Annotated in this window: 19 protein-coding genes and 1 pseudogene; 3 read left to right on the top strand and 17 right to left on the bottom strand. The window is 50.0% G+C overall.

Features of this window, described 5'->3' with window-relative positions; translation table 11 throughout:
• Positions 1–5: 5 nt before the first annotated feature.
• From IJ22_RS03940 to IJ22_RS03930, 3 genes are all read right to left on the bottom strand, one after another.
• Positions 6–980, bottom strand: a complete 975-nt coding sequence (locus tag IJ22_RS03940) for a heme-dependent oxidative N-demethylase family protein (protein ID WP_054818753.1) — start codon at positions 978–980, stop codon at positions 6–8.
• Positions 981–1131: 151 nt separating this feature from the next.
• The gene (locus tag IJ22_RS03935; RefSeq protein ID WP_201023589.1) at positions 1132–1482 is read right to left on the bottom strand and encodes a cupin domain-containing protein; all 351 of its coding nucleotides are present in this window, start codon (positions 1480–1482) and stop codon (positions 1132–1134) included.
• 149 nt (positions 1483–1631) lie between these two features.
• The gene (locus tag IJ22_RS03930) at positions 1632–2414 is read right to left on the bottom strand and encodes a hypothetical protein (RefSeq protein WP_062407397.1); all 783 of its coding nucleotides are present in this window, start codon (positions 2412–2414) and stop codon (positions 1632–1634) included.
• Between the two features lie 240 nt (positions 2415–2654).
• On the opposite strand from IJ22_RS03930, the gene IJ22_RS03925 reads away from it, so the two are divergent.
• The 3 genes and pseudogenes from IJ22_RS03925 to IJ22_RS26240 all read left to right on the top strand — a co-directional run bounded on the left by IJ22_RS03925 (position 2655) and on the right by IJ22_RS26240 (position 4473).
• A complete protein-coding gene (locus tag IJ22_RS03925) occupies positions 2655–3878 on the top strand; it encodes an acyl-CoA dehydrogenase family protein (protein ID WP_062407395.1) in 1224 nt (407 codons plus the stop codon).
• A gap of 30 nt (positions 3879–3908) precedes the next feature.
• A pseudogene (locus tag IJ22_RS25600) lies at positions 3909–4148 on the top strand (IS4 family transposase); the annotation flags it as partial.
• A gap of 148 nt (positions 4149–4296) precedes the next feature.
• Positions 4297–4473, top strand: a complete 177-nt coding sequence (locus IJ22_RS26240) for a hypothetical protein (protein ID WP_160327343.1) — start codon at positions 4297–4299, stop codon at positions 4471–4473.
• 16 nt (positions 4474–4489) lie between these two features.
• Here IJ22_RS26240 and IJ22_RS03915 read toward each other — a convergent pair whose 3' ends face one another.
• The 14 genes from IJ22_RS03915 to IJ22_RS03850 form a co-directional block, all read right to left on the bottom strand.
• Entirely contained in the window at positions 4490–5242 is a 753-nt protein-coding gene (locus IJ22_RS03915) for an SDR family oxidoreductase (protein ID WP_062410845.1), read from the bottom strand.
• A 34-nt stretch (positions 5243–5276) separates the two neighbouring features.
• Complete coding sequence (locus IJ22_RS03910) at positions 5277–6059, bottom strand: carbohydrate ABC transporter permease (protein ID WP_235594328.1); 783 nt, start codon at positions 6057–6059, stop codon at positions 5277–5279.
• Positions 6060–6091: 32 nt separating this feature from the next.
• Positions 6092–6982, bottom strand: coding sequence for a carbohydrate ABC transporter permease (locus IJ22_RS03905; protein WP_062407391.1), 891 nt, complete (start codon positions 6980–6982; stop codon positions 6092–6094).
• A gap of 94 nt (positions 6983–7076) precedes the next feature.
• Entirely contained in the window at positions 7077–8432 is a 1356-nt protein-coding gene (locus tag IJ22_RS03900; RefSeq protein WP_082660664.1) for an ABC transporter substrate-binding protein, read from the bottom strand.
• A gap of 46 nt (positions 8433–8478) precedes the next feature.
• Positions 8479–9156, bottom strand: coding sequence for an orotidine 5'-phosphate decarboxylase / HUMPS family protein (locus tag IJ22_RS03895; RefSeq protein ID WP_062407389.1), 678 nt, complete (start codon positions 9154–9156; stop codon positions 8479–8481).
• Between the two features lie 251 nt (positions 9157–9407).
• Positions 9408–10208, bottom strand: a complete 801-nt coding sequence (locus tag IJ22_RS03890; protein ID WP_062407387.1) for an SDR family NAD(P)-dependent oxidoreductase — start codon at positions 10206–10208, stop codon at positions 9408–9410.
• A gap of 118 nt (positions 10209–10326) precedes the next feature.
• Positions 10327–11112, bottom strand: coding sequence for an SDR family NAD(P)-dependent oxidoreductase (locus tag IJ22_RS03885; protein WP_062407385.1), 786 nt, complete (start codon positions 11110–11112; stop codon positions 10327–10329).
• Positions 11113–11152: 40 nt separating this feature from the next.
• Positions 11153–12055 carry a sugar phosphate isomerase/epimerase family protein gene (locus IJ22_RS03880; RefSeq protein ID WP_054818746.1) on the bottom strand — a complete coding sequence of 301 codons (903 nt, stop codon included), beginning with the start codon at positions 12053–12055 and terminating at the stop codon, positions 11153–11155.
• 106 nt (positions 12056–12161) lie between these two features.
• Complete coding sequence (locus IJ22_RS03875; protein WP_062407383.1) at positions 12162–13172, bottom strand: LacI family DNA-binding transcriptional regulator; 1011 nt, start codon at positions 13170–13172, stop codon at positions 12162–12164.
• Between the two features lie 210 nt (positions 13173–13382).
• Entirely contained in the window at positions 13383–14216 is an 834-nt protein-coding gene (gene srtB / locus IJ22_RS03870; protein WP_062407381.1) for a class B sortase, read from the bottom strand.
• Between the two features lie 2 nt (positions 14217–14218).
• Positions 14219–14989, bottom strand: a complete 771-nt coding sequence (locus IJ22_RS03865) for an ABC transporter ATP-binding protein (RefSeq protein WP_054818743.1) — start codon at positions 14987–14989, stop codon at positions 14219–14221.
• The gene (locus IJ22_RS03860; protein ID WP_062407378.1) at positions 14979–15962 is read right to left on the bottom strand and encodes a FecCD family ABC transporter permease; all 984 of its coding nucleotides are present in this window, start codon (positions 15960–15962) and stop codon (positions 14979–14981) included. Before IJ22_RS03860 ends, IJ22_RS03865 begins: the two co-directional genes overlap by 11 nt.
• A 26-nt stretch (positions 15963–15988) precedes the next feature.
• Entirely contained in the window at positions 15989–16882 is an 894-nt protein-coding gene (isdE, locus tag IJ22_RS03855; RefSeq protein WP_062407376.1) for a heme ABC transporter substrate-binding protein IsdE, read from the bottom strand.
• 119 nt (positions 16883–17001) lie between these two features.
• Positions 17002–20901 (bottom strand): NEAT domain-containing protein, encoded by a 3900-nt coding sequence (locus tag IJ22_RS03850; RefSeq protein ID WP_062407374.1) that lies wholly within the window; start codon positions 20899–20901, stop codon positions 17002–17004.
• Positions 20902–21069: the final 168 nt, after the last annotated feature.

The raw sequence follows: 21069 nt of genomic DNA, 5'->3' as shown, positions 1-21069 counted from the left end.
TTGATCTATTTCCGGGCGCCGATATGATCTTGCAGATATTCCAGCAGCAGCGGCTTAAATGAAATGAACCCTTTATATTCCGCCAAAGGATCAGGAAGATCTTCTAAAACCTTGTAAAACCGTTCGGCCCACACTTGATTTTGCACCAGCATTTCCAAAGGGAGCAGATGGGTATGAATGCTGAATAAAATGCCGTTATTGCCCGATAACCGGAACAATCTCTGATCCTCTGTGCGCAAGCGCACCTCTTGACCCACATTACCTAGATGGAGCAAGTATTTGTTTTTCCCCCAATCACCGAATTCCTCGGGCGATGTGTCCAGCCTGTCCCCTACATTGATCGTCCAGTTCAAACGGGTCCACGGCTTTCCCGCTTCCATTCGCAGCAGAAACCCGAGCACTTTTTGCGCCAATCCGCTCTCCGAATAGATGGGAACAGGAGAATGAAACTGCAGATAGGTCATTCCGAGATCAAAGGCAAGGGACCAATTGGCGGGAAAACAGAGCTGACCGGCATCCATGTACAGATCACCGTCCCGCTGCTGCAAATAGATCAGATCCTCCTGCACATGACGGCCGATAAAATCAAGCGGTTCATAAGGCAGTGTGGAGGATTCTCCAAAAATAAACTTGTGTTCTTCATGGATGAGCTTGTTTTGAAATGTCCACAGCCGCCCCTCTTTCTCCAATCTGAAATACCGGGGATATACATGGGACATTTCATGCATCAGCATGCCAGCAATTTCCCATTGGGCTGCAAGCGTGTGCGGAAACGACCGGAAGGTCCGCTCGGGGTATTGTTCCAAAAGCCTTCTCTTTTCAAGCACTTCTTCCCGGTATTCCGGAGTGACATCAATGCAAACGGGCGGCACCAGAGCTCTTGAATTGTTTGAATACCGGTAGGAATCGCCTTGAAACGGAAACGGAAACCTTTCCAGCAGCGATCGATCCTTGATTTTCACTTTGAAAGCATCCGTCATTTCTTATACCTCCTCAGAGCCCATAATAGAATCGGGCTCCGGAGCACCCAAGAAGACAAGCTTCTTGTCATGACCGGGGCCCTCTGCAAATAACCCTTTGATTGCGTATCATGTGCAATGCTGCTGTCGGTTCAATCGCCGTGAATGAAACTTATGCTTCGCCCGGTTTACGCAGGCCGCAGAAAAAACCGATTCCGTAATCCGGCGAATCAAACGTGATTCGGCTGCCTTTCTCAAAAAACAGGACATCTCCTTGAACCGCTTTTACCGTATTGCCCGTTTCATCCGAAATGTGCATTTCCCCTTCTACAATGATTTTCATCTCATCGTAAGTATAGGTATAGGACAGCGGTTTGGACTTTTCTAACCGGAAAAAACCGCTTGTCATGGTTTTTTCCTGATCATTAGAAGACAGGACATCCCCCAAAAAGGCATTCGTCTCCGGAACTCCCATGGAAGCCAAATCTGTTTTGATTGCTTGATTTACATACTTCAGCGCCACTTTGAATATCCTCCTTAAAAAAATATGTTATATTTCATGACTTGATCATTACATATACATTGAATTCATGAAACACTTCTCTCTCATATAGTGAGAAACAGTGAAATATGATCCCCTGCTTTCGCATCGCAGCAAAGAAAGCTGCGGTTTTACATCTTGGCCATATATCCTCTCGTAACCACGCCAGTCCGGATGGAATTAGCGAGCATACATAGAGCGCTGCCTAGAGCGATCCGGCGGTAAGTTTCCGTTATACGCCGGTCTTCTGCCATGGCCAGCCGGCTTGCAAGAAGCCGCTCCTTACATTCCGTGCTTAAGTTTTCCGTACCTCTTATGGAAGCGGCCACCAGGTTTTCGGCCGCCTGCGTGCTTCTCACCCGAATATCCCCGTCTCGCGTCCGACCCGATGGAGAATAGGCAAGAGAGGTAAGAATCCGCTTCTCCGCACTGCTGATGGTTTCCTGTAGGAACAGGGCACATTCAGGATCGATGGACTCTTCCGGGATAGGTTCATAAAGCGCTGCGGCTTGGTAGGGAACGGCATCCTGAACGAGCAGACGCGTAATGCCCCGATCATTGATCGCTTCCAGAACGAGTTCCGGTTCGTCCCCGACTACCACTTCCTTATGCGGCGGCCAAATGTCCATCCAATAATGATCCAAATGCCGGATGCCCACGTGAAATACATAGTAATCCGGATAAATTCTGAGCTTGTCGGGCCCATTCCCCAGATGCTCCCGGTAAAAATCATAAAATTTGGCTATGGAAGCGGCAAGGAGGCCGCTGGCTCCGATGCTGCCCCCGGAATCACGGACCACGATACCGACGCGGTCCGCCGCATGAAAGCCCGGGAATATCTGCTCAAAGGATACCGGTTGGCCGTCCAGCTCAAAAGCAAAATCAGACGTTCGAATGAGATCAGTCGTATGCATCAGGCAAAGCTCCTTTCCATCACGTTAGAACAAATTTTATCAACAGCTGTTTTTTATGAAAGATAACTTTACATCTATTTGGGAGAACAGCAAAATAAAAATGAAATATAAGACCAATTGTTTAGAATCCCAATAGTCGAGAAAGAAAAGTTGATGCATCCGTAAATATATGAAATATTATTGTTATGTAATATGACATAAAAGGTGTTTGGAATCTTTTACTGAGGAGTGATGTGTGTAATGCCAGCCAACCCAACTACGATGGCAGACGAAAGTTTATTGATGAAAGTCCCTGCCTGGTGGAACTGTATGACGGGATTTGAAGAGATGCGCGACAAAGCCAGACTCGTCAGCGAACAAGTGCTTCGCCCCAATGCGGAAATCTCAGATCGGGAAGGCACATATCCCCGAGCCAGTTTGCAGGCCTTGGCGGATGCCGGTTTTGGTGCGGTTACGATTCCAAAGGAGTACGGGGGGCTTGGGGCAGGATGTTCGGGTTTTGCTATCCTGGCTGAAATCTTTGCCGGCTACTGCGCTTCTACGACCATGGTATGGGTCATGCATACCGCGGCTGTCCAGACCCTTTTTATGGCCGGCTCCGAGGAACAGCGGCAGCGTTATATTCCTCATGTCGTTCGCGGTCAGATCGGAGGACTGGCATTTAGCGAGCCTGCGACCGGCGGCCATTTTTGGAATGTGGTCAGTAAAGCTCCGCGTCATGGCGACGGCTATCTGCTGAATGCGCACAAATCCTTCGTAACCAGTGCGGGAGAGGCCGATTGGTACATCGTAGAAACCAATTCCCCGGACAGTCCGCTGTCCGATCCCTTGATGTTTTTGATTGTTGAAAATAATCAGGAAGGCGTCGTAGCCTTTCCATTTGACGCGCTCGGATTGAGAGGGAACAACAGTGGCCCTATGAAATTTAACGATGTGTTCGTTCCCGAACATAACCGCCTCGGTGAAGAAGGAGGCGCCGGCTTCTATAATGACACGGTCATAGACCCCTTCTTTCTTCTGGGTTCAAGTGCATGCTGGATTGGCATTGCCCAAGGAGCGATCAGCACGGCGGTGGACAATGCCAAGAAAAAGATTCATGCCGACACCGGTCAGTCTGTCGCCAACTATCAAGTCATCCGCCATGAGATGGCCAAAGCTCAAATCCTTGTTGACAGTGCAAGAAGCATGCTGTATCGAGTTGCCGAAAAAATGGATGAAGCCACCCGGAAAGGCGAGCTTCTGAGTTCCTGCCTGTACCCGCTTTGGGAACTGAAAACCCATGCTGCGGATATTGTGATTGAGGTAACGAATAAGGCGCTGCAGATCTCGGGAGGCCGAGGCTATTTAAAAGGAAATATTGAACGATTTATGCGTGATGGAAGAGCGGGTGCCATCATGGGCCCCACCAATGAAGTTTTACGGGAATGGATCGGCAGAACGATGATCGGCGTTCCCTGGCTGTAAGTCCCCTAGTTCGAACGAAAAGGGGCTAATGGTATGGTAAAGGCGATGAAGCAGCGATACCGTTTCGACGGAAAAAGCCTGACGCTCCAGGAACTTTATGCCCTTTTGCCAAAGCATAAAAACAAGGAGATTCTGGGCTCGATCATCGTTCAAACCGCCTGCGGTCTGCCGATCAAACTGGTCTTTGTTCAAAATCGCAATCGGCGGCGGGATTGGCTGGTACTGCTCAGTACCGACTTGGCGTTGACAGATGCCGAGGTCGTTCGTATTGCGAAAGTTGAGTTAATAACTTGGAAATTTTTGAACCGGCCGAAAGCGTGTTTTAATAAGGGCTTGCAGAATGGGGTGGAGCTGTTTCAGCTTCAGCCCATTTTGTATGTCTATATCTGCACATCGGGGTGAAGCCCCTTTTTTATGCTTGGAAAATTGGAATGATAGCGTTCGTTTCTCCATAGAGGGGAAAGAAATCGGCGGATTAGAAATTGAAGGTTATATCGAAGATCAAAAACTGGCATATGATTTGTACTTTAACCAAGCGTATATAGATGAACAAACCATGATGAACATTGCCAAGAGCCTGAAGTTAAATCATTAATTTAAGGGTTTATTCCCTATCTGGCAATATAACCGCCGTCCACAGGTATGATGGTACCCGTTACATAATCGGAAGCCTCGGACGCCAAAAACACGGTGATGCCCGCCAAATCCTTCGGCGTCCCCCATTTGCCCGCCGGGATGCGGGCCGTGATTTGCGGGTAGCGAGCTTCGTCCTGAAGCAGGTCATGATTCATTGTCGTGGCCATGTAGCCGGGCGCGATGGCGTTCACCTGAATACCGTGCATGGCCCATTCGTTCGACAGCGATTTGGTTAACTGCGCCACGCCCCCTTTGCTGACGGCATAGGCCGAAGCGTTGAAGCCGCCGATAAAACTCAGCATGGAGCCAATGTTGATGATTTTGCCCGTCTTCTGCTGCACCATCTGTTCACCGGCCATTTTGCACAAATCGAAAACCGCGGTCAAGTTGATCTCGATCACGGTATTCCAAGCTTCAAGCGGAAGATCCAAGCAGGCCCTGCGATCGTGGATGCCGGCGGCGTTTACCAAGATGTTCATTTTTCCCTCTGTCATTTCAAGCGTTTGCCGGAAAGCCTCCACTCTACCCTCGTGGCTGGATAAATCCGCCCTCACGCTGTGTACGCAAAGCCCCTTGGCCTTCAATTCATCCCTAGCCGCATTGACCTCCTCCGATTTGTCGACCAGGACGACACGGGCTCCCGCCTCGAGCAGCGCTTCCGCCATTCCGCGTCCCAGACCGCGGCTGGAACCCGTCACCATGGCGTTTTTCCCTTTGAGATCAAACATGATGTGATTCACCCCCATCCGTTAGTTTAGCCGCCTATCCTTTCACTGCCCCCATCGTAACACCGCTTATAATATATCTCTGCAGCACCAGCGCGATAATCAGAATCGGCATGGTAATGATGACCGCTGCGGCCATTAAGCCGCCCCAATTGATTTCCGAATACGACAAAAAGTTAAATACGGCAATCGGCAGCGTCTTTGTTTTATCCCCTGACAAAACCAGAGAGAACATAAAATTGTTCCATGAGAAAATGAAAGACAGAATGGAAGCCGTCACCACGCCCGGCATCGATAGCGGAAGCATAATACGGAGGAAAGCGCCCTGAATCGTGCATCCGTCCACCCTGGCCGCCTCTTCCAGTTCACCCGGCAGCCCTTCATAAAACGAGATCATAACCCAGATGATAAACGGCATCCCGACCAGCATGTGGCCCAAAATCAATGACGTATAAGAATCCACCAGTCCGATTTTGCTGAAAATGATAAACCACGGGATCATAAACGAGATCCCGGGAATAATTCTCGCAATCAGGATCAATAATCCCAAGCCATGCTGTTTATATTTGGCGATGGAGTATGCCGCAGGTAAACCCAAAAGCAATCCGAACAGCGTGGAAAAGAAGCCGACGATAAAGCTGTTCATAATAAACTTCGTAAAATTGTGCTCCTCGAACACCGATAAATAGTTATTCAGCGTAGGTTTAAACAGGAGTATGCTCCCGGTAGACATAATTTGCACCTGCGTTTTGAAAGAGGCCAAAATCATCCAGAAAAACGGAAACAAAAAACTGACTATGATCAATAGAACCAGCAGCATGTAAAACCGCCCGAACCAAAGCTGTTTCGTTTTCAATTGAGCACCTCCAAGCGTCTGCGCCATTGAATGATCAGCAGACTGATGCCGAGCACCAGAAGGAAGAAGAGCATTAGCATCGCCGAGGTCATGCCCAGTTGGAAATACTGGAATCCGAGCTGAAAGCCGTAGATGTTCAGCGTTTCCGTAGCGAAGCCGGGTCCCCCCTGAGTCATAGCGTAAATAATGTCGAACGTTTTCAACGCATCGATCGCCCGCAGCAGACCCGCCGCAAAAATGGTGGGCATAAGCAAAGGCAGCGTGATCCTCCAAAACATTTGCCAGACATTCGCGCCGTCAATTTCCGCCGCCTCATAATTTTCTTGCGGCAGCGTCGCCAAACCGGCTAACAAGATTAAAGAAATCATCGGTGTCCACTGCCAAACGTCAACGAGCACAAGCGACGGGATAGCCTGATCAGGAGAAGCGATCCATAACAGCGGCTCCAAACCCAAAAACTTCAAAAATTGGTTGCCGAACCCGATCGTCGGCTCGAAGATCAACAACCAGACCAAACCGATGGCGACCGGTGTGGATACCATGGGAAGAAGAAATAATGTTTTCACCAGATTTTTCCCTCTAAACTTACGGTTAAACAGCACCGCAATGGCGATTCCCAAAACCAGTTCGAACATCATCGCAGCGATGGTGAAATAAAACGTGCGCCCAAAGGCCGCCCAGAAACGCTCGTCATCGAACAGCAGATGCTTGTAATTATCCATAAATACCCAAACCGGTTTTTGTACACCGGACATGCTCCACTCAAAAAAACTCAGATATAACGTATAGCCGATGGGAAAAACAATCATGATGCCTACAAATAACACAGCAGGCAGGACGAAAATATATTTGATGTTTTTTTCAATGAACCGTTCGATAGGTCTCACCCTCTCCCTCCACGCTGAGATGTGAAACCAGGTTGAACATTCAACCCGGTTTCACGCTAGATGCAAAGCTCCCGAATTGTGCCGCAGGATATGATTATTTCTCTTTGTCGATTAAAGCCTGGAACTTGGCGTTTTCTTCTTTCGCCGTTTTGTCCACGTCCCCGCCGGTAATGGCCGTCACGATCACCGTACCGACCAAGTCGCGCGCAGCACCTACATTGATGACCAGCGGACGGTCATGACCTACACCGATTTGGCTGGATTTGTCCATCACCTCGGCCAGCTGCTGAGGGAACGCCTTCGTGCCTTCGGGCTTCGACCAGACCGATTTGCGTGCCCCCGGGTTGCCTGCGCCTTGAATCTTCGTGGAGTTTTCTTTATTCGTTGCCCACTTCACAAACTCCCAGGCAGCATCCTGCTGCTTGGATTTGGAGTTCATCGAAAGCCCCCAGGACGTCACATTGTACGGTTTCTGTCCTGTGGCGCCGGCCGGAAAAACGGCAAAGCCGATTTGATCAGCCGGAACTTTCGATTTTTGCGGATCCAGCATGTTCGGATAAAGACTATCGGCATCCGTGTACATAGCGGCTTTGCCTTGAGCGAATACGCCCAACGCTTGCGGCCAGCTCATGTTCAATACGCCCGGAGGTCCGTAGCTTTTCAGCAGGTCGCCGTAAAGCTTAAACGCTTGAATCGCTTCCGGCGTATCGATCGTCGCTTTGCCGTCCTTTATGAAATCGCCGCCGGAGCTGTAGAGGAAGCTCGAAAACTGGGTCACGGCCGGCGAACGCTGTCCGCGGGCGACAAAGCCGTAGAACTCGTTTTTCGGATCGTTCAGTTTTTCCGCCGCCGCTTTCAGTTCATCCAATGTTTGGGGGAGCTGGATGTTATTCTTTTCAAAAATATCTTTGCGGTAGTAAAGAATTTCGCGTTCGGTGATCAGCGGAACGCCGTATAATTTTCCGTCCTGCATCAAGGTGCTGACGGAGCCTTCGCTGAAATCGTTAAAATCCCACTCGGTGTCCTTTGATTTTTCGGTAAGGTCGGCCACCCAGCCGTTTTTCATATACAGCTTCGCATCCTGCAATGGACGTATCATGAACACATCCAGGCTTGAAGAGCCTGCCGTAAGCTCAACGGTCAGTTTCTGCGTCAGCTGATCTTCAAAGAATTGCTCCAAGTTGACTTTCATTCCCGTTGCCTGTTCAAATTCCGGAATCATGGGCTTCAAAGCTTCGGTCCAAGGATGGTTGGCCGTCACAACCCTTAAGCTGACGCCGTCGAATTTTTTGGCCGGGGCGGCTGAATTCGCATCGTTGGCTGCCGCTCCTCCGGAAGGAGCAGGACCCGAACCGGAGCCTGAATTGCCGCTGCAGCCGATGAGGCCGGCAAGCATGACTGCTGACATCGACAGTACTGCCAATTTATTCGCCTTTTTCACCCAAATCATCACCTTTTCTTATAAAAGTAGGTATAAAAGAACTCCGTATTGCCCTTTACACGCTTCTTTTTACTCTTGCCACCAGCTCTTCAAGAATCGTCTTGAGTTCTTCCGGGTTGGCGCTCGGACTGAACTCTTTTTTGTCAATGACCAGCGGAGCGCCTACTACAACCAACGGGGCACCATGTTTCGGCATGTCCGCCGCCTGATCGATGGACAGCCCGCCAACGGCCTGAACCGGAATGTTAACCGCTTTCACAACATCATGCAGATGATCGTATGGCGTCCTGGCAGGGTCTTCCGCTCTCTCATCGTAGCCGGTATGGACGATAATATAATCCACTCCGTTAGCCTCCAGCATTTTGGCGCAGGCTACCGGATCGGGAGACGCCATAATATCGCCCATGACCTGGATGTTGAAATCTCTGGCGGCTTTCACTACCGCACGGATCGTAGCGGGATGGGCTACCCCCATAACGACAACGTGCGTCGCCCCCGCTCTGGCCATCATTTCCGCTTCCAAATAACCGCCGTCCATCGTTTTTAAATCCGCCACGATCGGATGATCCGGAAAGGCCTCCCGCAGCCTTTTTACGGCATGCAGCCCTTCACCCAGGAGCAGGGGCGTGCCGGCTTCGATCCAATCCACCCCGGCTTCCACAGCCACCTTCGCCATCTCGAGAGCGGCTTCAATATGAGGTAAATCTAAAGAGATTTGTAAAATCGGCTTCATAAATGACAAGACCTCCTGTGATTGGTGCTTCGAGCGTTGCGGACTGGCCAAAATAAGCGATTAGGCGTGAACCCATACACTGGATACAAATGTGGAGATCGCTTCCGCAGACGCCGGCCCCTTATCTCGAATCCGAATGTCTTTATAGCGGCTGGATGCTCATGATATGTAATCGCTATCATTTTGTACAATACATTATATGTATAGTTACATAAGTAATACTTATCGTAATAACTTCGATAATTAATACCTCACAAACCTTCATCCGCCGCTTTTTCATAAGCGGCGCGAGGTACCTGGGTCGCCAACTTTCCGCCGCTCACGTCGATCATCGTCCCGGTGATGTAAGAGGCATAATCGGAGGCCAAGAAGCAGATCAGGCAGGCCACATCCTTCTTCTCCCCCCATTTGCGCAGTGTCAATGTATCCAGCAACCGCTCCTGCTTCTCCTTGGGCAGCTCGGTAAAATGGTTCAGCGTTGTCGGGATCATTCCCGGGGCGTACGCATTCACCGTAATATCCCACGGCCCCAATTCACCGGCAAGGACGCGAGTAAACTGCCCGACTCCTGCCTTGGCCGATGCATAGGCCGCACTTCCGATACTCGGGATCATCGCCGCAAACGAAGCCGCGTTAAGGATTCGCCCGTATTTCTGTTTTTTCATGACCGGAATGACCGCCTTGCACATCTGAAAGGTGCCCTTCATATTGATATCGTGGCACAAATCCCATTCCTCTTCCGATATCTCATCCACCCAGCCGTCACCCGTGACGCCAGCATTGTTAACGAGAATGTCGATGCGGCCGTATGCGGCCGTTACTTCCTGCACAATTTCCTGGATGCGGTGATAGTCTCGCACGTCACAAACATACTGGCGTCCCGTACAGTTACTTGCGGCCAGTTCCTTGGCCAAGTCATCCAATTCGGACGGATTCACATCCAATGCGACGGTCGTTACGCCTTCCGCGGCTAAAGTCACAAGAATTTCGCGGCCTATCCCCCGGCCCGCCCCCGTTACAATGGCTACTTTTCCACGCAAATCGATAAGCACACGTCATCTCTCCCTTGATTATGGAGTTAAGCGAAAAAGCTTTTGAGATTCCCTTAACAGTTTCACCTCACACGTCCCCCAAAGAAAAATAATACCGCTTTCAAATACAAATACACCTCTAATGGCAGACTATGGTTTCTCCGGTAAGGTAGTCGGATTGGGAGCTGGCCAAAAATAAGACGATTTTAGCCATATCATCGGGTTGGGCAACCTGCTGCAGGCGGGACCCCTCCGTTTTGATCTGGTCACCCGCGACGCGGGTAGCCCTAAATCTGCCCGTGTACGTCGCCGCAGGGGCAATACAATTGACATTCACATCGTAGGGGCGAAGCTGCTCGCCTAAACAGAGCGTGTAATGGGAAATGCCGGCTTTAGCGGCCGCATAAATCACACCGACCGTTGTTGCCACGTGACCTGCAGCTGAACCGACGTTCACAATTTTACCGGAACGGCGTTCCCTCATATGGGCTCCGACATATTTACACATGCACATCACATTCAACAGATTGAGATTAAGCACAGCCTGAATATCTTCTACCTTAATATCGATTGCATTGTTAGGATCGGGACGGGGAGTGCTGGCACCTATATCCCCTCCTGCGTTATTAACAAGAATATCGATATGCCCAAATTGATTGATCGCCTGCTCGACAAACGTCTCTATTTGCACAGGATCCGTCAAATCGGCAGCCAGAAAGGCCGAACGCCGGCCCAATGCACGGATCTCGTCTGCCACCGCTTCTCCCGAGGCGGCCTCGCCGAATTGAGCGGCCGCTGTCGGACTCACATCATGAATAATGACGTCCGCGCCGGCCCAAGCCAAATACAAGGCATAATAACGGCCCAGCCCCCGGCTGGATCCGGTTACCAATGCTATCTTTCCCGACAGGTCCATGTCAGTCATCGCTGCACCTCTTTGTTTTATATTTGCGGGGCATCCCGCATTAAGAAAAATATTGGGTTACTTTGCCTTTCAAAAATTGAACCGACTCCCGCAAATCGCCAAGACCGTTCACTCCATCTTCTATCGAGATCCAGCTGCGGAAGCGGATGGAGTGAAGCTGCTCAAAAATTCGATCGTAATCGTTAATGCCTTTACCGATCACGCCATGGGCCAGCGCTTGCGAATATCCTTGCAATGAATATTCTTTTAAATCGTCCAGCGTGTATCCTTCTTTCAAGTATCGATCGCTCGCATGCATGGTGATCAGGCGGTGCTTGACCTGGGCGAGCAGTTTCAGCGGATCCTCTCCGGCAAAAATGGCATTGGACGGATCAAAGTTGACCCCAAACCATGGCGATGCGATCTGTTCGACGATTTCCAAATAAATATCGGATGGCTGGGCAAACTCGGGATGAATCCAAAACCCGTCTTTGTAGTGATTTTCCATCACCAAATGAACATTTTGGCGTTCGGCATACGGCAGCAGCTCTTGTATGGATTCGACAGTCCAGCGAATGCCGTCTTCCCTGGATACCTCCGGGCGCTTTTGACCGGACAATACCCGGCAGCTGCGGAACCGGTCAGGTCCCAGGAATGCCATGATATCGATGATTTGTCTCATTTTCTCGATTTCTTGCTTGCGAAAGGATGGGTCAGGGTGGGTAAAATCCGGGGAGGAGCACATCATGGGAATTTCCAAACCTTGTTCTTGTGCTGATTCTTTCACTTGGGTCAAATACTCCGCATCCTGCTGTTTCAGGAAAAGCGGGTACAATTCCAATCCGTCAGCGCCTAAGGTCCCTGCCATTTCGATCCACTCAAACAACGTCATTCTGCCATCGGACAATTCGTCCATATAGCCCTTGGGAAAAACCGAGATTTTAGGCCCGTCTTGTAGACTCATCCAGGTTGCTCCTTTTCTGTGGATTTGAATGAAACGTTTCATGTTTAATGTGAAAATAGTCCGGTCTCTCCCCTGCTTTACGTAATATATGCGTTATCTATCCACTTCAAGAGATAGCACCTGACGATTCCCTGACGAACAACTCGGGCTTAATGAATACATGGGATACCTCGTTTTGATCCCGGTCGTTCAAACGCCTGAGAATGATCTCGGCCGCTTTGCGCCCGATCGTTAAAGGTGACTGGCTGACATAGGTCACGGAGGGGGTGATCAGATTCCATTGATATTCCAATTGACCGAACGTAACGAGAGTAAGGTCTTCGGGAATCCGAATTCCTTTTTCGCGGCAAGCCATGACGATGCCGGCCGTCATGTTGTTATTAACCGATAAAATCGCCGTTGGCGGCTCATCCTGCGAGAAAAAATAGGCGACTGCCTCATATCCCCCGATATATTGAAAGTTTCCATAGAATTGATTTTCTTCTGAAAGCGGAATCCCATAAGCGGAAAATGCACTGATTATACCATCGTGACGGATTTTTCCATGCACCGTATGGATATCACCGTGCACGACCCCAATTCTCCAATGCCCCAGTTCAACCAAATGCCGGGTCAATAATTCCATGCCCAGCATATTATTATCGGCCACGATATCAGCCGGCACTGACAACACGGGACGATCGACAAGAACGATCGGAATTTGGCGGTCTATGAGTGTACGTATTTCATCATTGACTTTTCCCGTCGTGCAGACGATAATGCCATCCACTCTTTTTTCATACAGCATTTTTAATTTTTTTCGTTCAATCTCAGGATTTTCCTTGGTCGAGCTGATCAGCAATTGGTAATCATGTTCATTCATCACATCTTCGATGGCCTTGGCCAATGTCATTTGAAACGGATTGGTGATATCGCCCAAAAGAACGGCCAATGTATTGGTAGTGGATGATTTCAAGCTTCTGGCAACGGCATTCGGGTGGTAATTCAGCTCATGCACTGCCTTCCAAACCTTTTCCTGGAGCTCGGGTTTCACTTTGCCTTCTCTGTTAATCACTTTGGAAGCGGTTCCAACAGAAACACCGGCTCGCTTCGAGACATCTTTAATGGTTGGTTTCATAATACTTATACAACCTCCATGCTTCCCTCCTTGACAAGAGAAATGAAACGTTTCATAACCAATATATTCCTGATTTCATTTGGTGTCAAGTGTATTTTATGTAAAATTATGTATAAAAACCATTCCAGCGTACGGGCCGGAATGGTGCATCTTATTAAACATATTTATTAGGGGGTAAACTGACGAGAAAGATCGTGGGGATGGTGCGGATTACTCGTCTTGGCGGTAAATCGGGGCTTCATCATCGTCTTTTTCAACGAGCTTCGCATGCACTACTAATCTCCCATCGACCTGATCAAGCGTATAATCGCACGTGGACAAGGTGACGATTCGGTCTTCAGCCGTCAAAGCCGTATCCGACTTGTACAGCGATTTTTCTTGAATGGTTTGCAGGAACGATCTGTATTCATCTTCGCTATCGAACTCCGTTTGAATATAGTTAAAGTCCGTCGTCGTATAGTAGACCGAAAAAATTTCAGCCCGATAGCTTTGATATAAGGTATCGAAAGTGAAGGTCCGATGACGATTGTAAAAATCTTTGTTAAGAAACTTCTTCAGGTCGCCAAACATGGAACCGTCTTTCATTCGATGCCCGTAAATAACGGTATTCGGATCGGGTGCAATGATCGCGTTGCGAAAGTCCATAAAAATACTTCCTGACCTCGCGTTCTCCCGCTTGTAATTCCGGTTTAAGTAATAGTCATTATTCATCGTTTGCAGGATCGGGTAAGAGATACGGGTGTCATCGATTTTAATCCATCCGACCACATCCCGGTTCACTTGAAGCAAGTCGATAAACGGCGAACGCACATCGGGCACGGCTTCGGCTTGAGCAGCGTTAAAGCTAACGCCGGAAACCGTGTCCCCAGTCCGGCTAAGGGCAGCCTGAGGGTTATCCTCATCTGCGGAGCCCTCATAAAGCGCACGGGCTTCGGCCAATGCTTGCGAATTTCTATAATAATCGATGAAGATGCCGCTTAATTGGAACAGCGAGAAAAAAAACAACACAGTCATCAGGACGTTTACAAGCCTACTGGCTTTCATTTTTAAATACCCACCGGAACCACGTATAATCCCGCAGCGTCGTCATGCTTCACGACCACTTGAACCCCATAGATCGAATGAATCGTCTTCTCCGTAATCACTTCATCCGGTTTGCCTTTCAGTTCGATGACCCCATTCTTCATCACCAGGACGTTGTCGCTATAACGGATCGCTTGATTAATGTCGTGCAGCACCATGACAATCGTCAATCCATAATTTACATTCAGGCTTTTAATCAACTCCAACAGTTCAAACTGGTAATAAATGTCCAGAAAAGTGGTCGGTTCGTCCAAAAACAAGATCGGCGTTTTTTGGGCCAAAGCCATGGCGATCCAAACCCGCTGCCGTTCCCCCCCGGACAGTTGATTTATCGTTGTATGGCGCTTGGTTTGAAGATTCGTGCAAGCTAAAGCCCAATCGATGGCTTCAGCATCCTCATCCCTCCGGGAAGCAAACATGCTTTTATGCGCCAATCGGCCAAAGCCGGTCAGCATTTCAACGGTCATATCGGCAGGCGCATCGTTATGCTGATGGACAACCGCCAATTTTTTAGCGAGTTCTTTCGGTGTGTAGCTGTAAATCGATTTGCCGTCCAATATCACTTGACCGCTATGAGGAGCATAATGCTGCGACATGACCCCAAGAAGCGTCGACTTGCCGCAGCCGTTCGGACCAATAATGGTCGTGATTTTGCCAAGTTCGATTTCACCGTTTACTGATTTCAGATGATCCACTCTTCGATCATACGAAAAGCTTACTTGATTAATTTCCATAGACGCGGTCACTCTTTCTCAGCAGGAATATTAAAAAAGGGCCGCCGATCACGGTCATAATAATGGATGCCGGTATTTCCGCAGGTGCAAGCAGAGTGCGGCCGAGTGTATCAGCCGTCAAAATAAGCAGCGCTCCTGCAAGGGCGGAGAACGGAATGAGAACCCTATGGTCCGAGCCAACCAGCAGCCGTGCAATATGAGGCACCAGCAAGCCGACAAAAGCGATGAGTCCCCCGATCGCGGTGGATACGGCGGCCAAAAGTACGGCGACCGCGGAAATGAGCAGCCTGGCCCGCGATACGTTTAAGCCCAGATTTTTTGCCGATTTGTCCTGAAGCGACAGCAGGTTGCACCACGAGCATAAGAACAAGGAAAGGAGCAGTCCGATCGAACCGTAAATGGCAATCGATTGGACGTCGCTCCATGTTTTCATCGTAAAAATGGAAGTCGTCGCCTGATTCACGGTTGTCACCGCATAGCTGCCTCTGTAATTGAACGATTGTCCTAAACCCGTAAACGTAGCGTTAATGGCAATCCCGACCAGAATGATCCGTATGGGACTAAGACCCGACTTCCAGGAGAGCGAATAGACCAGAAAGCATGCCAAAGCGCCGCCGATAAAAGCGAACAGCGGCAGCCAGAAAAAAAAGGTCGGAAAAATCGTTACAAAGAGGACGGATATGAATCCGGCTCCCGAAGAGATGCCGATGACGCCGGCATCCGCCAGAGAGCTTCTCATGACGGCTTGCAGCAGCACACCGGATACCGCCAACGATGCCCCGACAAACAGAGCTACGATAATCCTTGGCAAGCGCAAATCTTTAATGACTTCCACATTTTTATTCGTACCGGTAAACAGACCTTGAATCAGCTCCAAGCCGCCAACCTTTATACTTCCTGTAGTTACGGAAAAGACAGTCACGGCAAGGAGCAAAACGACGATACCGGTAAAGCTTAAAACGATTTTATTCATAACCATTGCCCTCTATCGTTTCGTAGTTAAGGATACAGCATCTTGACGAGTTCATTCAAAGCTTCAACCGCAGCAAGATTACCTGTTGTTCCAAACAACTCTTCTTTCAGGTCGTAAACTCTGTTGTTTTTCACAGCGTCAAAATGCTTCCAAATATCATTTTTCTTAAACTCTTGATCAAACATTTTGACGACCTCGTCCGGCATGCCATGCGCCGCCCTAAGAATGACGTCGGGATTAGCCTGCTGTAAATATTCGGTGTTGGAAGCCAAATATTCGACGGTTTCGCCCTGCACAATATTTATCCCACCGGCCAGCTTCACGAGATCTCCAATGTACGAATGTTCGGTAGCCACAAGATAACTCCCCGGCACGCCGAGCAATATAAGAACGCTAGGTCTTTTTTTGCCCTCCGTTTCTTTTCGGATTTGTTCCATTTTGTCGTTAAACCGATGAATGATCGCTTCCGCTTGCTTTTCCCGGCCGTATTTGTCGCCGAGCGACCGAATCGCGTCGTTCATCCTGCCGATGCTGGTCAGGTCCAGAAAGTTCGCCGGAACAGCCGCGTTTTCAAATACCGGTGCCAGATCGTACTCCAGTGTGGTCACGGAAAGCACTTCCGTCGGGTCGAGCGATTTCAAAATTTCCATATTCGGACTCATCGGATTGCCTACCTTCGTAATTCCTTCGTATCGTTTGGGCAGCTGCTTATAGCTGGTCGGGATGCCTACCAAATCAAGTTCCAATGCATCCATGATTTCCGTGGCTGCTACTGTCGTCGCCACGATTCGATGCCCGGTATTCTCTTCCGCTGCAGCCGTATCGACCTTCGCATTCGAATTCGCGTCAGCTTCCGATGAGCAGCCTGTAATCACAGCTAACAGAAGAATAGTCATTATCGCGCTTATTACTTTGTTCATCTTGCTATTGCCTCCTTTCGTCGGATCGAAGCGGCCTGTCAGGTATTCCAAAAATACGGAGGACGCCGGTCTCCCGGCCTCCCCCTGTATGCATCTACTATCGGTTATCCATTCGTTTCTTACTTGATTTGGTTCATCATCGCAAGAATGTAGGCTACTGCTTCTACGCGGGTCGCACTTGCCTTCGGCGCAAAATGCTGATCGTCTCTTACATTCATTATCCCAAGGCTGAGCGCTGTGGCCACTTCGGCTTTCGCCCACTCCGGAATTTGATCCGCATCCGCGAAAGTAAGCTCTGCATTCGAAGCCAATGGAATTCGTGACGCCCGAATCATCATCACCGCCAACTCGGCGCGGTTAATGGTGTGATCTAAACGGAAGGTTCCGTCTTCATAGCCTCTAACCACTTCCGAGCCCACCATTTGTGCCAGGCCCGGTCTGATCCATTCCGGGATGTTCTCGAAATCGGCAAGGGTCGGTTCGGCTGCAGCGGCTTTCGGCTTGAGCGCCCGGTTGATCATCACCATAAATTCGGCACGGTTTACCTGGCGCTCCGGACGGAAGGTACCGTCCTCATAGCCGTTGACGATGCCGAGTCCCACGGCCCGCTCGATCAAAGCCTTCGCCCAATGGTCCTCGATATCCTTCAAGCGTACCTGCTCAATGATGGGGCTAGAGCCGGAAGGGTGATCGGCATTGTCCGAATCCTTTGGATCCTTTGGTTCCTTTGGTTCCTTCTTTTCCTCGACATAGGTCTTGATGCTGTCCTTGTCAAACAGGATTTCAACATCATAATCGCCAACATATTTGTCCGGAACAGCCATGCGGATTTGCGCATAAATCTTCGTCTCAGCGTCTACTACGTCGAATTGAACCGTTCTTGAATTGTCTTCCTTGCTCGACGCAATGACCTCTGCATTGACCAGCTTGCCGTCCACCTCTACCTTGAAGCCGGGCACTTCTTTGCTTTGGTTCAGAATGAGGGCGACATAGCTTTTTCCGTCTTTCACCGTCAATTTCGCGGGATGCTTCACATAATCGTTCGCGACCGACGCCTGATCTGTCCCCCGCCTGTTTATGACGAAGTCAATCGCGTATTCGCCGGGCTCCAGCTCTTCCGTAAACGGCTTGACAGTCGTCTTGGCCCCGTTCGCGTCGATAGGGATCAGGCTGGACTTATCGAAGGTAATGTGAATATCATAATCGTGGAAATATTTGAACTCCGGCCATTCGATTTTCACCCAAGCTTTAAGCTTGGCCGTCAAATCCGCGACCTTGAATCGAACGACGCGCGTATTTTTCGCCTCATCGACGCTCACGACTTCGGTATCCACGAGACTGTCCCCGTCCGCGACCCGAAACCCGGTCACTTCTTTACTTTGCTTGAGCGTGATCGACGCATACATCTGTCCGTTGGTTACCGTCAACGTTCCGGGGGTTATGACGTAATCCTGCATGACCGACTTCTGTTCGGTATTATACTTCAATATTTTGTAATTGATGCTGTAAGTGCCATCTTCAATTCCATGAATATTGGACGGGATCGTCCCGCCTCCCGGATTTGTTCCTGGATTTGAGGTAACGGGATTGATTTGACCCAACGCAATCCGGAATGTGCGCGTTGCCTTATCTTCGCCCTGTGGCACCTCAAGAATAAGCCTGTAGCTCGCCGACAAGTCTTCCAATTCAAACTGAGCCTCTGTAGTGCTTTCTCCGGCGCTTAACACGCTTACGACTCCGGATTGCTTTAAAGCAACTTTCGGTAAAATATCTTGTGTTGACCCATCGGATTTCAGCATTTGCAATTTCGTTATCGCAGCACCGTTTTTCAGTTTAAACGAAACGATATTTTTTCCGTTTTCAACTTTGATTTCCCCGGTATTCTCCATATAGGAGCTCAACGGAATGTCCGACTCATCCTCAGAGGTTCCGACAATCTCGAACGTATACACTCCGTCTGGAAGCGAGCCGCTTCCCGGATGGCCAATGACCGAGGCCGTAAACGCCGAAAGCGCCGTTTGCAGCGCGGTTACGGCCTGATCCACCTGCTGCTGGGTCGCTGCCGGATTCTCAGTCGTCGCTTTAGCCTGATTGATCGCAGCCTGCAGCGCGCTCTTTGCTCCCGCCGGATATTGTCCGGCTGCGCTTCCTTCCACCGCTGCGTCATGCTTCGATTGGGCATCCGCGATTAACGCATTCAGCTGCGTTTTGTTCACGATGGCGGCAATATCGCTAAAGCCTAAATCCACCTCGTACTCGTGGTCGTAAACACCGATCGGGGGAGGCAGCACCCAATACACCTTTACCCAACCGGCTAACCTGGCCGACAAATCGTCCACCTCGAATTGCACGACCCTGGTGTTCGCCGCCTCGTCACGGCTTACCGTGGTCGTTTCCACCAAAATGCCGTCCCGCTCCGTCTTGAACGACAGCGTTTCCGCACTTTGCTTCAAGGTAAAGGAAACCAGCTTTTTCCCGCCCTGGACCTTCAGCTTCCCGCTGTTTCGATCCACATAATCATACATTACCGACGGTTCATCCGTGCCCTTTTTATAAATCGTAAAGCCGATATTGTACTCTCCGTCTGGAAGCGAACCGCCTCCCGGATGGCTAATGACCGAGGACGTAAACGCCGAAAGCGCCGTTTGCAGCGCGGTTACGGCCTGATCCACCTGCTGCTGGGCTGCTGCCGGATTCTCAGCCGTCGCTTTAGCCTGATTGATCGCAGCCTGCAGCGCGCTCTTTGCTCCCGCCGGATATTGTCCGGCTGCGCTTCCTTCCACCGCTGCGTCATGCTTCGATTGGGCATCCGCGATTAACGCATTCAGCTGCGTTTTGTTCACGATGGCGGCAATATCGCTAAAGCCTAAATCCACCTCGTACTCGTGGTCGTAAACACCGATCGGGGGAGGCAGCACCCAATACACCTTTACCCAACCGGCTAACCTGGCCGACAAATCGTCCACCTCGAATTGCACGACCCTGGTGTTCGCCGCCTCGTCACGGCTTACCGTGGTCGTTTCCACCAAAATGCCGTCCCGCTCCGTCTTGAACGACAGCGTTTCCGCACTTTGCTTCAAGGTAAAGGAAACCAGCTTTTTCCCGCCCTGGACCTTCAGCTTCCCGCTGTTTCGATCCACATAATCATACATTACCGACGGTTCATCCGTGCCCTTTTTATAAATCGTAAAGCCGATATTGTACTCTCCGTCCTGAAGCGAGGCGCTTTCCGGCTGGCCAATGACTGACGCCGTAAACGCCGAAAGCGCCGTTTGAAGTTCCGCTTGCGCCGTATTCAGCTCCTGCTCGGAATACTCTGCGGATCCTTCTTTGACGAAATGATCGGCTTGGGTAATCGCAGCCTGCAGCGTATTTTTCGACCCTGTCGGATATTGACCGGGTGCGCTTCCTTCCACGGCCTCGTTATGTACGCTCTGAGCCTGTGACACCAAAGCCCTCAATGCCGTTTTATCTCCAGCAGGCACCACATGAACCGTGTACGACACATCGTTTAATTTCAGCTTATCCCCTTGTCCGTTCGTAATGTAAATGTCGGACACGGTAACTACAGGGTTACTGGCTGTAGGGATTTTAGACTTAAAAACAAATACCGAGAAGCTTTTTTCTGCGCCGCCACTGAAGGCATAAGGGTTGCCGGCGCTTTTGACCGTGTGGGTAGTTTTAACGACCCCCGGCGATAGCTCGGTTGATTCGGGAGCATGGAAATAACTGTCGTCTATCGTCGGAATCCGGACGAGCTCCAGCTCATTCGGATCGAAATGGACCGTCGCTTCATGCTCATGCACCTGCTCATAAACCGCATCTGTCACGCCGCTAATCTTAACGGCCACCTCGATCTCATTGCCGAAAACGAATTGAACAGCCCCGGCAGGTCTCGAGTCCAGTCTCGCTTCAGGACTGTCAACCGCATGAGCGACCGGAACCGGGATATGTATGGTGGCCAAAAAAACAAACAGCATAAGAAAAAGGGAAACATGTTTCCTGAATGATCTGTTCAAAATGATACGCTCCTTTGAAACGGTAGTCTGCACTCTCCAATCAAGCCGGGCAGCAGGCGCTCACTCTGTTTCTCCGCCAGGCCGATGCGTTCTTTTGGCACAGCTACAATGTGATCTAATCAATGTCAACATCCTATTCATGGTACGGGAGTTGTTTCAACGGACCGT

It is taken from the genome of Paenibacillus naphthalenovorans, assembly GCF_001465255.1.
GTDB lineage: Bacteria > Bacillota > Bacilli > Paenibacillales > NBRC-103111 > Paenibacillus_G > Paenibacillus_G naphthalenovorans.
Note: the sequence above shows the minus strand (reverse complement) of the source record. Positions and strands in the feature narration are given on the sequence as shown.